This is a genomic window from Agrobacterium genomosp. 13 str. CFBP 6927, assembly GCA_900012615.1.
Lineage (GTDB): Bacteria > Pseudomonadota > Alphaproteobacteria > Rhizobiales > Rhizobiaceae > Agrobacterium.
Window position 1 is genome coordinate 1,131,759 of the sequence record LT009756.1, and the last position, 13,134, is coordinate 1,144,892.

Sequence of the window (13,134 nt, forward strand, 5' to 3'; positions counted from 1 at the left end):
CAGTGCAAACACCAATTGTGGTGAAGGAGACCAGGCCATGTGGATACAGATATTACAGCGCTTTCTTATTCTGTGCCTGATGCTGGCGATCGTTTCCGTCATCGCGTTTCTTTTGCCCTATATGGCGGGGGGCGATCCGGCCCGTACCATTCTCATGTCGCGCATGCGCGATACGGCGCTCGATCCGCATGCGGTCGAGGCGCTGAGGGTAAGCCTCGGACTGGACCGTCCGCTTTATGTGCAATATTTCGCGTGGTTGTCTGGCGCGCTGCGGGGCGATCTCGGTTTTTCCTTCACCAGCAGCCAGCCGGTAGCCGCCGAGCTTTTGCGGTCGCTCTGGGTATCGGTGACACTGGCGCTGACTGCCCTTGCGATTGCCGTCGCCGTCGCCCTGCCGCTCGGCACGCTGGCAGCGATGCGCCCTGGCGGACGGCTGGACAATTTCGCGACGCTGATGATCCAGACCTTTGTTGCAACGCCGGAATACTGGTTCGCGCCGATGTCGGCGCTGGTTTTCGCGCTTTATCTCGGCTGGTTGCCATCTGCGGGATGGGATAGCTGGCGCTCGCTGGTGCTTCCCGCCCTGACGCTGACCCTGCGTCCGCTGGCCTATTTCACGCAGGTGACGCGCGCCGCCATGGCCGAGGTTCTTCGTGCGCCTTACATCACGGCGGCCCGCAGCCGCGGCCTCGGCATGCATAGCACGGTCCTGCGGCACGGTGTCCGCAATGGCTCGCTTCCGGTCGTCACCTTCTTTGCATTGTGGCTTGCCGGCCTGCTTGGCGGATCGGTGGTTGTGGAAGTGATATTCGCCATCCCCGGCATGGGCCGGCTGCTCTACGACGCCGTGGTCAATCGGGATATTCCTATGCTGCAGGGCGGTTTCATCTGCATCGTCGCCCTGTCCATCCTCATCAATACCCTGGCCGACGGCTTTTATGTCCTGATCAATCCTGCAATGCGAGGTCACCATGACCATTAGTCACTTTCCGAGCGCGACAGCTGCCGCCATGCCGATGACCACGCCCAAGCGCCCCTCGACACTGTCCCGGTTCACGGACTTCATCAGCCGGCGGCACTGGACCTTCTATGCGGGATCGGCGATTTTTCTCGTCATCATCCTCCTGCTGGTGATCGCGCCGTGGATTTCGCCCTACAATCCCGCGCAGCAGAATCTGCGCCTGCGGCTGAATGCCCCCAGCGCCGCCTATTGGCTGGGAACCGACCATCTCGGGCGCGACGTCCTGAGCCGGCTGCTGATCGGCGGCCGTTTCACGGTCACGATTGCCGCCATCACGGTCATTCTGTCGGTCGTCATCGGAACCTTCATCGGCATTATCAGCGGCCGCAGCCGTGGCGTCCTTGACGAGATATTGATGCGCGTGGTGGATCTGCTCATTGCCATACCGGATGTGGTGATCGCCATTTTCCTCGTCGCCATTTTCGGCCCGGGATATGGAACGCTGATCGCGTCTTTGACCATTGTCGGCTGGACACCCTTTGCGCGGCTGGCACGCGGGCTGACGCTTTCCATCAATTCACGCGAATATATCCGCGCCGCCGAAGTACTGGGCTGCACGCGGCGTTTCATCATCTTCCGGCATGTCATCCCCAACACCATCTGGCCCATCGCAGCCGTTGCCTTCCTGCGCTTCGGCCACAAGCTGATCACGGTGGGTGGATTGTCGTTTCTCGGCCTCGGCGTGCAACCGCCGGCCGCCGACTGGGCGCTGATGCTGGCGGATGCGCAGGCTTATGCGGAGCGGATGCCCGTTCTCGTCATCGCACCGGGTCTGGCGATTTTCCTGTCGGCGCTCAGCGTCACGTGGATCGGCCATGGCCTCAACCTGGAGACCAAGAAAACGAACGGTCACTGAGGTTCATGAAACAAACGATGATCGAGAGCCGGAAGGAGAGTAATATCGTCTAAAGCCGCATGAAAATACGCAAATGCCTCCGATTCAAAAATAATAAGGGGAACTCTTATGAATATCGAAGGACAAACGCATGCCAATACGGCCATATCTCCGGAGCGGACGCCGCTTCTGGAAATCGAGGACCTGCATGTTTCGGTGCCGGCGCAAAATGGCCGCAAGTTTGTTATTTCGGGTCTGACGCTTTCCGTCAATGCTGGCGAAGTCGTCGCTCTCGTCGGCGAATCCGGATCGGGCAAGAGCATGACGGCGCTGTCGCTGATGCGGCTCTTGCCGCAGGGCGCGGAAATCAATTCCGGCCGTATTTCCTTTGCCGGTCGCGATATTCTGGCCTTGTCATCCTCCGAGCTTGATGCGCTGCGCGGTGCCGATATCGGCATGCTGTTCCAGCAACCCCAGGCCATGCTCGATCCGACCAGCCGGGTGAGGACACAGGTTGCCGAGCCGCTGTGGATACATCGCAAGATGAGCCGGCACGCGGCGCTCAGCCGGGTTGTCGGCCTCTTGTCGGATGTCGGAATTCCCGATCCGTCGGCGCGGGCGCAATGTTTCGCCCATGAGCTTTCGGGCGGCATGGCGCAACGTGTCATGATCGCGGCGGCACTCTCCGGCAATCCGCAACTGCTGATCGCTGACGAACCGACAACGGCGCTTGATGTCACGGTGCAGGCACAGATATTGCGGTTGCTCGACGATGAGCGCCGCAAGCGCCGGCTTGCGACACTGCTCATCACCCACGACCTGTCGGTCGTCGCCGCATTCGCGGACCGGATAGCGGTGATGTATGCCGGTCGCATTGTCGAGGAGGGGCCGACCCAGGCAATCCTCAAGTCACCGCAACACCCCTACACCAAGGCGCTGATCAGCTGCTCGCTTCTGACGACAGACAGCGAAGGCCAGTTGCTGACAATCCCGGGCTCCAGTTCGCAGGCCCATGACATGTCCTGCGGCTGCCGGTTTCATCCGCGTTGCGCGCTGGCCAAGTCGGCTGGCATGGGCAGCCGGTGCATGGCATCGGAACCCGATCTGAATAGCTTGCCCGAGGGGCGCAAAGCACGGTGCTGGGCGGTTGACGATGACCATGCCAGCCATACCAGTCACGCGGTCTGCTGAGGGAGGGTAGCGATGTTATCGACAGAGAAGACACAGACCCCGCCATCGGCGGACAGCAAGAACCACCCCTATGTGGTGGCGAAGAACCTCTGCAAATATTACCCGATATCCGGGCTTGGTCACCGGGTGGTGAAATCCGTCGACGATGTTTCCCTGACCATCGGCGAAGGCGAAGTGCTGGGTCTCGTTGGTGAATCCGGCTGCGGTAAGAGCACCGTCGCCGGGCTGATAACGCGGCTGACCCACGCGACAAAAGGCGAAGTCAGCATTGGCGACCACGATATTCTGCATATGCAGGGCGAGACGCTCCGGCGCATGCGCCGGGTCGTGCAGCTGGTGTTTCAGGACCCTTATTCCGCACTCGATCCGCGCATGCGCATCGGACAAAGCATGGAAGCGCCGCTTGCCCAGCATGGCATCGGCACACGCGATGAACGTGTGGCCCGTGTTTTCAAGATGCTGGAAGAAGTCGGCCTCGATGCCTCCTTTTATGATCGTTATCCAAGCCAGTGTTCCGGTGGGCAATTGCAACGTGTCGTCATAGGACGTGCGCTTCTTCTCAATCCGAGCTTCCTTGTGTGCGATGAACCGACATCGGCGCTCGATGCCTCGATGCGCACGCAGATCCTCAACCTTCTGATGGACATGAAGCGCCGTCACGGTTTGACGGTCCTGATGATTTCCCATGACCTTCGCGTTGTGCGTTATCTCTGCGACCGCATCGCGGTGATGTATCTCGGGCGCATCGTTGAAATCGCTGACCGCGAGGAGCTTTTCCGGGCGCCGAAGCATCCTTATACGAAGGCGCTGATCGCCTCTTCGATGCTGGATGAGACCGGACTATATGCGCCGGAAATGCTTCTGGACGGAGATTTGCCAAGCCCGCTCAATCCTCCCGGCGGCTGCAAATTTCACACCCGCTGCAAATATGCGACGCAGATTTGCGGCGAAAAGGAACCGGTTCTGGAAACGGTCGCCGGGGAGCATTCCGCACGCTGTCACCATTGGCGCGAGTGGGGCTGAGGGACAACGCAATAACAGTCTTCTGACCCGATAAAAACAGATGAATAGTGCGTTTGCGATTTAATATCGGAATTATATTCCGAGTATAAAAACATAAAATGAATAATATTCAGATGGATGTTGAGTAAACATCTAGAGGATATGCTTTGTCATTCAAAAAAATAATAAATGAAAATTGGAAATTTTGTGAATGTAAATGAATTGTGAGCGTTGTCATCAAAAATAAAAGGGGAATATTCTATGGTCAAACACACACTTTTGGCGACATGCGCCATTGTGGTTTCGTTAGGAGCTGACGCGGCAAAGGCCGCCACGATTACCTATGACGATAATTTTGGTGTGAAAACCGGTTGGCAGATGGCTTCTGACGACGCCTATCTCGGCTCACGCGCGGGTTGTTTCGAGAGCCTCGTACGCGTCGGCTATGATATGAAGCTGGAGCCAAGCCTTGCCGAGTCCTGGAAGCAGACGGATCCCAAGGTGTGGGAATTCAAGCTGCGCAAGGGCGTCAAGTTCCAGAACGGCGAGCCGCTCGATGCCAAGGCCGCGGTCAATGCGCTGAGCAATCTTCTGAAGGCGCCCGTTCCGGCCCGCGCCTTTTCGCCGAAGCTGATCGCCGCCGTCGAGGCAGGCGGCGACGATGTCGTGAAGATAACCACCATCGAGCCCTCGGTGCTTCTGCCGGCGCAGATGGCGAGCCCCGCCACCTCGATCCTTGCTCCATCCGCCTATAAGGACGGCAAGGTCGATCCGGTGGGAACCTGCACCGGACCTTTCAAGATCACGGAGGTTGACCCCAGCCAGCATATGGTTCTGGAGGCCAACCACGATTATTGGGGCGGCATGCCGAAACTTGCGGGCGGACGCGTGAATTTCGTGCCCGATGCCGATACCCGCGCTACCCAGGCCCGCACCGGTGAAGCGCAGATTTCGCGTCTCGTCCCGCCATGGACGGTCAAGACCATCGAATCCACCGATGGCGTCAAGGTTGCGCCGATCCCATCGCCCCGCATCACGGAACTGTTGCTGAACAATTCGAAACCGCCTTTCAACAATATCAAAGTCCGGCAGGCGATCCAGGCTGCCATCGATACGGGCGGCATCGCCGACAGTATCTATGAAGGTGTGGTCAAGGGCGCGGCCATGCCCTTCGCAGCGGGTGAGCCCTGGGCTGAAAAGGAATCCAAGTCCACCTATGACGTGGAAAAAGCAAAGTCTCTGCTGAAGGAGGCGGGTGTCGCACCCGGCAGTCTGAAAGTGACGCTTCTCGCCTATACGGCAAAGACGGAACTCAAGGATGTCGCGGCGATCATTCAGGCCCAGTTGCAGGAAGTCGGCATCAAGGTCGATGTGCGCGTTGCCGACTATAGCGCGATCGAACCGGATATGCTGGCCGGCAATTTCGACATGGCGTTGCTGTCGCGTGGTTACGCTACTGACGTTGCCGAACCGGCCGGTTTCCTCAACGCCGATTATACCTGTGGCGGCAGCTACAACATCTCGCATTATTGCAATGCGGATACGGACAAGCTGATCAAATCCGCTTACGCTGCGGCCGAGCCCGCCAAGCGTTACGCCATCTACGGCGAAGCGGCAAAAAAGATCTATGACGAGGCCGTCTCGGTCTTCCTCATCCATGAAACCGTGTTTGACGCCTATTCGGCCAAGCTTGAAAACTACAAGCCGCATCCGCTCAACTACTTTATCATGACGAAGGATCTGACGACGAAGTAAACCAGCGTGATGTTGCTGATGAACAGAGGCCCGGCTCGCAAGAGCCGGGTCTTTTTTATGAGAAGGCCCTCGAACCTCTCCTCCGTCATTCCGGCCTTGAGCCGGAATCCAGCCGACGTGCGTCTGCACGACGGGAAGATTCCTTTCAGCCCAAGGACTTGGGCTGGCTGGATTCCGGCTCAAGGCCGGAATGACGGAGGAGGGGAACGTCACGAATACAACAAATGTTGTGGCTTTATCTACCGGCCAAAAACTGAAGTCAGACGTGTGCACAAGCCCGGTATGTAACGGCATGTGGATGGTGTTCGCTTCATTAAAACCGGAAAACCTCCACCACCACCCCTGATCAAAAAAGGAGAGGGCATCTGCCATCTGGGGAGGGAGAAGGGGCGACGACCGATGTCGTCCAAAGATTGTCACGCACAGTCAGCGTGAAACGGGGCAGGCAAGGCGAAGCCGGCGGCAGCGGGGATAAGGCGCCGCCGGTATCTCATCCGATCAGGCGCGCGCTTCCGGCGTATAGCCAGCAGCGGTGATGATTTCGGCAATACGGGCCGCGTCGGAGACGCCGCCAACCACGACCGTGCGGCTTGCCGGATCGGCATGCACGGCGGCACCGGGAACGGTCTTTTCGATTGCGCCCTTGATCACCCCGGCGCAGTGACCGCAGGTCATGTCTTCAACATGGAAAGAAAGGTCGGCATCAACAGGTGCGGCGGCGGTTTCGGGGTGATGCTGGTGGGCGGTGCACATAGGCGGTTCTCCTTGGTTTGGAAGTCGTGACAGGAGGAGCCTGGACTATTCCAACGTGGGAAGGTCAAGCGCTTTATTCATAAAGGCTGAAAGAGCGCGCTGCCATTTTAGCTGCGCCAGAAAATCGGCATCAGCAGCACGAGAACGGTGAGGATTTCCAGGCGTCCGAGCAGCATCATCACCGACAGCAGATAAAGCGCCGGATCGCTGATCGTGGAAAAATTGCCCGCCGGTCCGATGATCGGGCCAATGCCGGGGCCGACATTGGCGAGCGAGGTCGCCACCGCCGAGGTGGCTGTCAGGAAATCATAGCCCATCAGGCTCATGGCGAGGCTGCCGGCAATCCACAGCGCGATGAAGCAGCTGACGAACAGGAAGATCGTTCTGATCGTATCGGGATCGACCACCTGCTGGCCGTAACGAACGGAATAGACGGCGTTCGGATAGATCAGCTTTTTCAGCCCCGCCCGCACGACATTGAACATGATGAGAAAGCGGTAGGCCTTGATACCACCCGCCGTCGAACCGGAACACCCACCCATGAATGTCGCGAAAAAGGCGACGACGACAACGAAGGGCCCCCAGAGCGTATAGTCATCACTCGCAAAACCGCCGGTGGAAAGGATCGAGGTCATGTTGAAGAAGGAATGGCTGAGCGCGTCATCCAAGGGCACGCCGTTCCTGAAATGATGGTAGACGCCGACCGCAATCGAGATCGCGCAGAGATAGCCGAGGAAGACCGCAATCTGCGGATCGCGCAGTGTTTCCAGCCGGCGGCGCACCGCAAGCAGGATCATGACCGAAAAGGGCAGGCTGCCGAAGATCAGGAAGATGGTGGCGATCCAAAGCAGCGCCGTATTGTTGAAATAGGCGAAAGACGCGTCATGGGTGGAGAAACCGCCGGTCGCGACCGTCGACATCGCATGGTTTAGCGCATCGAAATGCGACATGCCGGCAAAATCGTAAGCGATCGTACAGGCGAGCGTCATGATGATGTAAATGGCCACGAAAGCCCGGGTGAAGCTCGCCAGCCGCGCAAAAGGCCGGTCGTTGCCGGTATCGGACGATTCCATGCGGAAAAAGGTCATGCCGCCGACGCGCAGCAGCGGCAGGATGAAGAGGCCGAGCGCGACAATACCGATACCGCCAAGCCAGCACAGCAGCGAACGCCAGAGAAGGATGCCCTGCGGCGCGTTGTCGAGACCGGCGATGGCTGTCGATCCTGTCGTGGTAATGGCCGAAACGGATTCGAATATTGCCTGGCCGAGCGTCAGGTTGAGTTCGGACAGGTAAAGCGGAACCGCGCCGACGACGGAAAAGACCAGCCAGAGCAGGTTGACGAGCAAAAAGCCGAAACGTTTGTTGAAGGAGGCTATCGGCCCACGGGTCGCCAGCGCACAGGCAAGCGCAAAACCGCCGCACATGAAACCCGACAGCGCAAACACCATCCAGTCGTCATTGCCGTAATAGAGATCGGTGAGCGCCGGCAGAAACATGGCCGTCGCCATGTAAAGCCCGAAGATGGAAGCCACATAGATGACCGAGCGCAGAAGGTTACTGTTCAAGAAATGAAACCCGGAGTTCGTTGCCGCGCTGAAATGAGTCTTTGTCTCGGACGCCTTCCTATGGCATAGCGGGTGCCATTATGAATTTCAATGGATTGACTATCGTGGACAAGCAGCTTGTGGAAGCAGCGCGGCGGGAAGTGCGGGAAATATTCCCGGAAACGCCGTTGCAGTTGAATGAACATCTCAGCCGTCGGTATGGCGCGTCGATTTGGCTGAAGCGTGAAGATCTGTCCCCGGTTCGCTCCTACAAGATTAGAGGCGCATTCAATTTTCTCCGCAAGGCGGTGGCCAAGGCTGGCAAGAACAAGATTTTCGTCTGTGCGTCGGCCGGTAACCACGCGCAGGGTTTTGCTTTCGCCTGCCGCCATTTCGGCGTTCACGGCGTCGTTTTCATGCCGGTGACGACACCGCAGCAGAAAATCGAAAAGACCCGCATCTTCGGCGGTGAATTCATCAGCATCCGTCTGGTGGGTGATATATTCGACCAGTGTTACGCCGCTGCCCGCAAATATGTTGAGGACAATGACGGATACATGGTGCCGCCCTTCGACCATGAGGACATCATCGAGGGGCAGGCGACGGTCGCCGCCGAAATCATGGATCAGCTTCCGGAAGGCACGAAGCCCGATATCGTCGTCATGCCCGTTGGCGGCGGCGGTCTCTCTGCGGGTCTTTCAGGTTTTCTCGCCGGCACGGTCCGCAAGGAGAACTTCGTGTTCTGCGAGCCGGAAGGAGCGCCGAGCCTGAAGAAGAGCATAGAGCGCGGTGAACCGGTGACGCTGAACAAGGTCGACAATTTCGTCGACGGCGCCGCCGTTGCCCGCATCGGCGACCTGAACTTCAAGGCGCTGAAGGACTTTCCGGCCGAGCAGGTCTTGCTCATCCCGGAAAACGCCATCTGTGTCACGATCATCGAGATGTTGAACCTCGAAGGTGTGGTGCTGGAGCCGGCGGGCGCGCTGGCGATCGCCGCGCTCGAAAAGCTCGGCCGTGAGAAGCTGGAAGGCAAGACGGTCATCGCCGTCGTCTCCGGCGGCAATTTCGATTTCGAGCGTCTGCCGGATGTGAAGGAACGCGCCATGCGTTACACCGGCGTGAAGAAATACTTCATTCTACGCCTGCCGCAGCGCCCCGGCGCCTTGCGCGATTTCCTCAACCTGCTCGGCCCGGACGACGATATCGCCCGTTTCGAATATCTGAAGAAATCGGCCCGCAATTTCGGTTCGATCCTGATCGGTATCGAAACCAGCGCGAAGGAGAATTTCGCCGGCCTGCTGGAGCGCTTCGAGGCGGCTGGTCTCGGTTATGAAGACATCACTGAAAACGACATCCTGTCGAACCTGATCATCTGATCGGGGAGTTAAAGACAGGGAAGGGCGGATCATCTCCGCCCTTCGAACGTGACATAGATTGAGGGAGTGAAAGCCATGGCATCGTTTTTTTCCAAAATCCTCTCGGCCTTCGGCTCCGGCCAGCCGTCCGACGCGCCCCAGAAGACGGCGCAGGCGGAGCCACATGCGCATGGCGAATATCTGATCTATGCGACGCCTCTCAAAGAAGGCGGACAGTTCCGGCTGGCCGGCCGTATCGAGAAAAAGGTCGGTGATGAAGTACTGGTGCATGAATTCGTGCGCGCCGATGTCTTCACCAGCCTGGACGATGCCGTCGAGTTTACGGTCCGCAAGGCAAGATTGATCATCGACCAGAACGGCGCATCGCTTTTCCCAGGAAAATGATGACGGTTTCTTGCGACTTGCATTAAGATTCCGTTGGTTGCTTCGGCCTATCGTCCCCGAGGAGCATGGAGTCGCGCCAATGAACGCGCGACGTGGATAGATAGGGCATGTGCCGATGCAATGGGCAAATCTGGCACTCTTCGCGACGGAGGCCATCGTCTATTTCGCGGTAATGACGGCATTCCTTCATTACCGGCATATTCTCGGCATCGGTGTTTTTCTCACCGCGCTGGGGGTAATGCATTTTCTGGAGACCTATCTGGCGGCCGTCTTTTACGTCGAGCTGCCCTTCGGCGTGGCATCTCCCGGCTCGTCGATCCTTTTTGCCGGCAAGCTGATGATGATCCTGATGCTTTATATGCGGGAGGATGCGGCGGTCGTCCGCCAGCCGATCTACGGCTTGCTTCTCGGCAACATACTGACCGTCATCATGGCGCAGATCATCCATTTTCATCAGACGGTGGCGATTGTGCCCGGACAATCGGTCAGCGCCGGTTTTCTGGATGAGATGGGTGTGCTGATGGTCTGGGGAACCAGCCTTCTTTATATCGATGCCATCGCCATCATCCTTTTCTACGAAAAGCTGGGGCGCTATTTGCAGCGCCATATCGTGCTGCGTTTCGCAATCTGCGGCGTCGTAATTCTAAGCCTGGATCAGGCCGGTTTTTACGCGGCGTTGCGATATATGCTGAACGCGCCGATCGATGTTTTTTACGATGGCTGGAAGGCGAAAATGGCGGCGGTCGCCATTTATTCTCTGCTCTTCGCCATCTATCTCAAACTGACGGTGGCAAAGGGCCGCTTCCTGACGCGCCGCAGCGTTACCGATGTTTTCAACGACCTCACCTTCAGGGAACGCTACGAGGAGCTTTTGTCCCGCTCCGGCCGCGATATGCTGACCGGCGTATCGGACCGCGCCCGCATGGAACTCGATGCGCCTTCGGTCGTCGTGGAATGCCTGGAAAAAAAGCGCCCTGTCAGCGTGCTGATCGTCGATATCGATCACTTCAAGACCGTCAACGATACGTTCGGGCACTTGCAGGGCGATGAAATATTGCGGGAATTCGCCGCTGTGCTGAAACGCATCGTGCAGCCGCATGGCCATTTATATCGCTTCGGCGGTGAGGAGTTCGTGGCGCTTTTGCCGGCGGTGCCGCATGAGGCCGCGCTTACCTTCTCGGCCAATCTCAGAATGGCGATCCTCGCGGACCTGCAACGGCCGGACGGCACACCATTGACCGTCAGCATCGGTGTCGCCACGGCTTTCGAGGACGGACAGCTTTTTCGCGCGCTTCTATCGGAGGCCGATGCGCGGCTTTACGCGGCAAAAAATAACGGCCGGGACCAGGTCCACGGCCGTCACGGATTGTGGGTCGGCTGATAGCGGCAATCACGCCGCCATCAGACAGGCTCAGGCGGCCTGCGCCAGTTCGGCAACCTTGGCGCCGGCGGCTGCAACGGCCTTCTCGACTGCTTCCGGGCCGAATGCCAGACCTTCGACATAGATCACTTCCACATCGGTCATGCCCATGAAGCCGAGAACGGTCTTGAGGTAGGGCACGGCATGGTTCAGCGGAGCGGCGGGGCCTTCCGAATAAACGCCGGCTGCTGCGAGCACGATGTAGACCTTCTTGCCCTTGGCAAGACCTTCAGGGCCGGTTTCGGTGTAGCGGAAGGTCTGGCCGGCGCGGGCGACATTGTCGATCCACGACTTCAGGCCGGAATAGATGTTGAAGTTGATGAGGCCGGTGCCGATAACGACCGTGTCGGCAGCCAGAAGCTCGGCAACCAGCTTGTCGGAATAGTCTGCGGCAACAGCTTCTTCAGCCGTGCGCTGGTCAGCCGGCTTGCGGATGGCGGCGGTCTTGACGGTGTCGAGATGCGGAATGGGGTCGGCTGCGAGATCGCGGTGGACCAGGGTGTTGGACGCCGACTTGGCCTTCAGCTTGCTGGCGAGTTCGCCGGAAAACTTGTTGGAGACCGATTCCTCGCCACGCGGGCTGGAGGTGATGAGCAGAATGTTGGACATGGTCTTTCCTTGCAATATGCGATGAATTGACGGGCGCCTTGGGATGGCGGGAGAGCATGACGCCCTTCCATTGCCCCCTATATGAGGAATTGCTGCCATCAAGAAAACTGTGATAATGTGGAAGCCATCTATCGATGAAATGGATGGGACATGGACGCGAACCCGACGCTCGACCAATTGCAGGTGTTTTTGACGGTGGCTGAGACCGGCAGCTTTTCCGCTGCGTCGCGGACGCTCAATCGCGCCCAGTCGGTGGTCAGCTACACCATCGCCAATCTTGAGGCGCAGCTGGAAGTCACCCTGTTCGAGCGCAATGGCGTTCGCCAACCGCGGCTGACCGATGAGGGCCGCGCCATGCTTGAGGATGCAAGGCGCATCGTCGCCGGCCTGCAGGAAATGCGCGCCCGCGCCAAGGGGCTGAAGCAGGGGCTTGAGGCGGAACTCTCTGTCGCCATCAGTACCATGGTGCCGGCAGAGGCGGTTGTTGCCGTGCTGCGGGATTTTCGCAGCGAATTCCCCACTGTCACCCTCAGCCTCAATGTCGGCGAGCTGGGCATGGTCATGGACATGGTGCTTTCCCGCAAGGCCGGCATTGGCATCGGCGGCGCGCTGTTGCGCCAGGATGACGAACTGGTCGTCGAAAAGGTCGGCCATTCCTTCATGTTGCCGGTCGTCGCGTCGGATCACCCTCTGGCGCAGATCGAACGGCCGCTGGTCCTTGGCGATGTCCGTGAGGAGGTGCAACTCGTCGTCACCGACGCGTCAGGGCTGACCAAGGGACGCGACTTCAACGTTCTGTCCTACAAGACCTGGCGGGTAAGCGACATCGCCACGAAATATCAGCTCATCAAGGGGGGGCTCGGCTGGGGCGGTCTGCCCGCATCGATCGTCCGCAACGATCTGACCAATGGCAGCCTGAAGGCGCTGGACCTCGAGGCCTATGAGCAGGGCGAGTACCCGCTCTTTGCGCTCCGCCGTGTCGATTCACCCGCCGGTCCCGCCGGCCAGTGGTTGGCCACGGCATTCCAGCAGCGCCTGTCGGCCTGTCCGAACCAGAAGGATTTCAACAGGATAGTTGCCGGAAGCAAACAGAGGAATATTTCTGTCGCCGCTGAGTGAAATTATTTGAAACCGCGACAAATGCTTTTTGGCTGAGAAGGTGCCGCGTGTTTCTTCTCCCCGAGGGGGAGAAGTCCGCGGCAGCGGGATGAGGGGGCAACGTTCGTAATAAACCGAGAGCTTGC

The 13,134-nt window shown here is 58.7% G+C and carries 12 protein-coding genes; 9 read left to right on the top strand and 3 right to left on the bottom strand.

Annotated elements, in window-relative coordinates; all coding sequences use genetic code 11:
* Nucleotides 1-37 precede the first annotated feature (37 nt).
* The 5 genes from AGR13A_RS05655 to AGR13A_RS05675 all read left to right on the top strand — a co-directional run bounded on the left by AGR13A_RS05655 (nucleotide 38) and on the right by AGR13A_RS05675 (nucleotide 5,804).
* On the top strand, nucleotides 38-982 hold the full coding sequence (locus AGR13A_RS05655) for an ABC transporter permease (protein ID WP_035217782.1): 945 nt from the start codon (nucleotides 38-40) through the stop codon (nucleotides 980-982).
* On the top strand, nucleotides 972-1,877 hold the full coding sequence (locus AGR13A_RS05660; protein ID WP_051795859.1) for an ABC transporter permease: 906 nt from the start codon (nucleotides 972-974) through the stop codon (nucleotides 1,875-1,877). Before AGR13A_RS05655 ends, AGR13A_RS05660 begins: the two co-directional genes overlap by 11 nt.
* A 108-nt stretch (nucleotides 1,878-1,985) precedes the next feature.
* Nucleotides 1,986-3,047, top strand: a complete 1,062-nt coding sequence (locus AGR13A_RS05665; RefSeq protein ID WP_080834127.1) for an ABC transporter ATP-binding protein — start codon at nucleotides 1,986-1,988, stop codon at nucleotides 3,045-3,047.
* A gap of 12 nt (nucleotides 3,048-3,059) precedes the next feature.
* A complete protein-coding gene (locus tag AGR13A_RS05670) occupies nucleotides 3,060-4,070 on the top strand; it encodes an ABC transporter ATP-binding protein (protein WP_080834130.1) in 1,011 nt (336 codons plus the stop codon).
* A gap of 240 nt (nucleotides 4,071-4,310) precedes the next feature.
* A complete protein-coding gene (locus AGR13A_RS05675; RefSeq protein ID WP_080834132.1) occupies nucleotides 4,311-5,804 on the top strand; it encodes an ABC transporter substrate-binding protein in 1,494 nt (497 codons plus the stop codon).
* Nucleotides 5,805-6,302: 498 nt separating this feature from the next.
* On the opposite strand, the gene AGR13A_RS05680 is transcribed toward AGR13A_RS05675, so the two are convergent.
* Entirely contained in the window at nucleotides 6,303-6,557 is a 255-nt protein-coding gene (locus AGR13A_RS05680; protein ID WP_003496638.1) for a heavy-metal-associated domain-containing protein, read from the bottom strand.
* A 107-nt stretch (nucleotides 6,558-6,664) separates the two neighbouring features.
* Nucleotides 6,665-8,122, bottom strand: coding sequence for a TrkH family potassium uptake protein (locus tag AGR13A_RS05685; RefSeq protein WP_035217776.1), 1,458 nt, complete (start codon nucleotides 8,120-8,122; stop codon nucleotides 6,665-6,667).
* Nucleotides 8,123-8,202: 80 nt separating this feature from the next.
* On the opposite strand from AGR13A_RS05685, the gene ilvA reads away from it, so the two are divergent.
* From ilvA to AGR13A_RS05700, 3 genes are all read left to right on the top strand, one after another.
* Entirely contained in the window at nucleotides 8,203-9,477 is a 1,275-nt protein-coding gene (ilvA, locus tag AGR13A_RS05690; RefSeq protein ID WP_080722820.1) for a threonine ammonia-lyase, read from the top strand.
* Nucleotides 9,478-9,552: 75 nt separating this feature from the next.
* Complete coding sequence (locus AGR13A_RS05695) at nucleotides 9,553-9,861, top strand: HlyU family transcriptional regulator (RefSeq protein WP_035217775.1); 309 nt, start codon at nucleotides 9,553-9,555, stop codon at nucleotides 9,859-9,861.
* A 115-nt stretch (nucleotides 9,862-9,976) separates the two neighbouring features.
* Entirely contained in the window at nucleotides 9,977-11,242 is a 1,266-nt protein-coding gene (locus tag AGR13A_RS05700) for a GGDEF domain-containing protein (protein WP_080834134.1), read from the top strand.
* A gap of 30 nt (nucleotides 11,243-11,272) precedes the next feature.
* Here AGR13A_RS05700 and AGR13A_RS05705 read toward each other — a convergent pair whose 3' ends face one another.
* On the bottom strand, nucleotides 11,273-11,890 hold the full coding sequence (locus AGR13A_RS05705; RefSeq protein WP_035217771.1) for an FMN-dependent NADH-azoreductase: 618 nt from the start codon (nucleotides 11,888-11,890) through the stop codon (nucleotides 11,273-11,275).
* Between the two features lie 150 nt (nucleotides 11,891-12,040).
* Between AGR13A_RS05705 and AGR13A_RS05710 the strand changes: the two genes are divergently transcribed.
* Nucleotides 12,041-13,009 carry a LysR family transcriptional regulator gene (locus tag AGR13A_RS05710; protein WP_035217769.1) on the top strand — a complete coding sequence of 323 codons (969 nt, stop codon included), beginning with the start codon at nucleotides 12,041-12,043 and terminating at the stop codon, nucleotides 13,007-13,009.
* The last annotated feature ends 125 nt before the right edge of the window (nucleotides 13,010-13,134 follow it).

Bases quoted from the DNA above. Each gene is read 5' to 3' on its own strand.
- AGR13A_RS05660 (WP_051795859.1), top strand. From the start codon at position 972: ATGACCATTAGTCACTTTCCGAGCGCGACAGCTGCCGCCATGCCGATG.
- AGR13A_RS05680 (WP_003496638.1), bottom strand. From the start codon at position 6,557: ATGTGCACCGCCCACCAGCATCACCCCGAAACCGCCGCCGCACCTGTT.
- AGR13A_RS05695 (WP_035217775.1), top strand. From the start codon at position 9,553: ATGGCATCGTTTTTTTCCAAAATCCTCTCGGCCTTCGGCTCCGGCCAG.
- AGR13A_RS05675 (WP_080834132.1), top strand. From the start codon at position 4,311: ATGGTCAAACACACACTTTTGGCGACATGCGCCATTGTGGTTTCGTTA.
- AGR13A_RS05700 (WP_080834134.1), top strand. From the start codon at position 9,977: ATGCAATGGGCAAATCTGGCACTCTTCGCGACGGAGGCCATCGTCTAT.
- ilvA (WP_080722820.1), top strand. From the start codon at position 8,203: ATGAATTTCAATGGATTGACTATCGTGGACAAGCAGCTTGTGGAAGCA.
- AGR13A_RS05705 (WP_035217771.1), bottom strand. From the start codon at position 11,890: ATGTCCAACATTCTGCTCATCACCTCCAGCCCGCGTGGCGAGGAATCG.
- AGR13A_RS05710 (WP_035217769.1), top strand. From the start codon at position 12,041: ATGGACGCGAACCCGACGCTCGACCAATTGCAGGTGTTTTTGACGGTG.
- AGR13A_RS05655 (WP_035217782.1), top strand. From the start codon at position 38: ATGTGGATACAGATATTACAGCGCTTTCTTATTCTGTGCCTGATGCTG.
- AGR13A_RS05670 (WP_080834130.1), top strand. From the start codon at position 3,060: ATGTTATCGACAGAGAAGACACAGACCCCGCCATCGGCGGACAGCAAG.
- AGR13A_RS05665 (WP_080834127.1), top strand. From the start codon at position 1,986: ATGAATATCGAAGGACAAACGCATGCCAATACGGCCATATCTCCGGAG.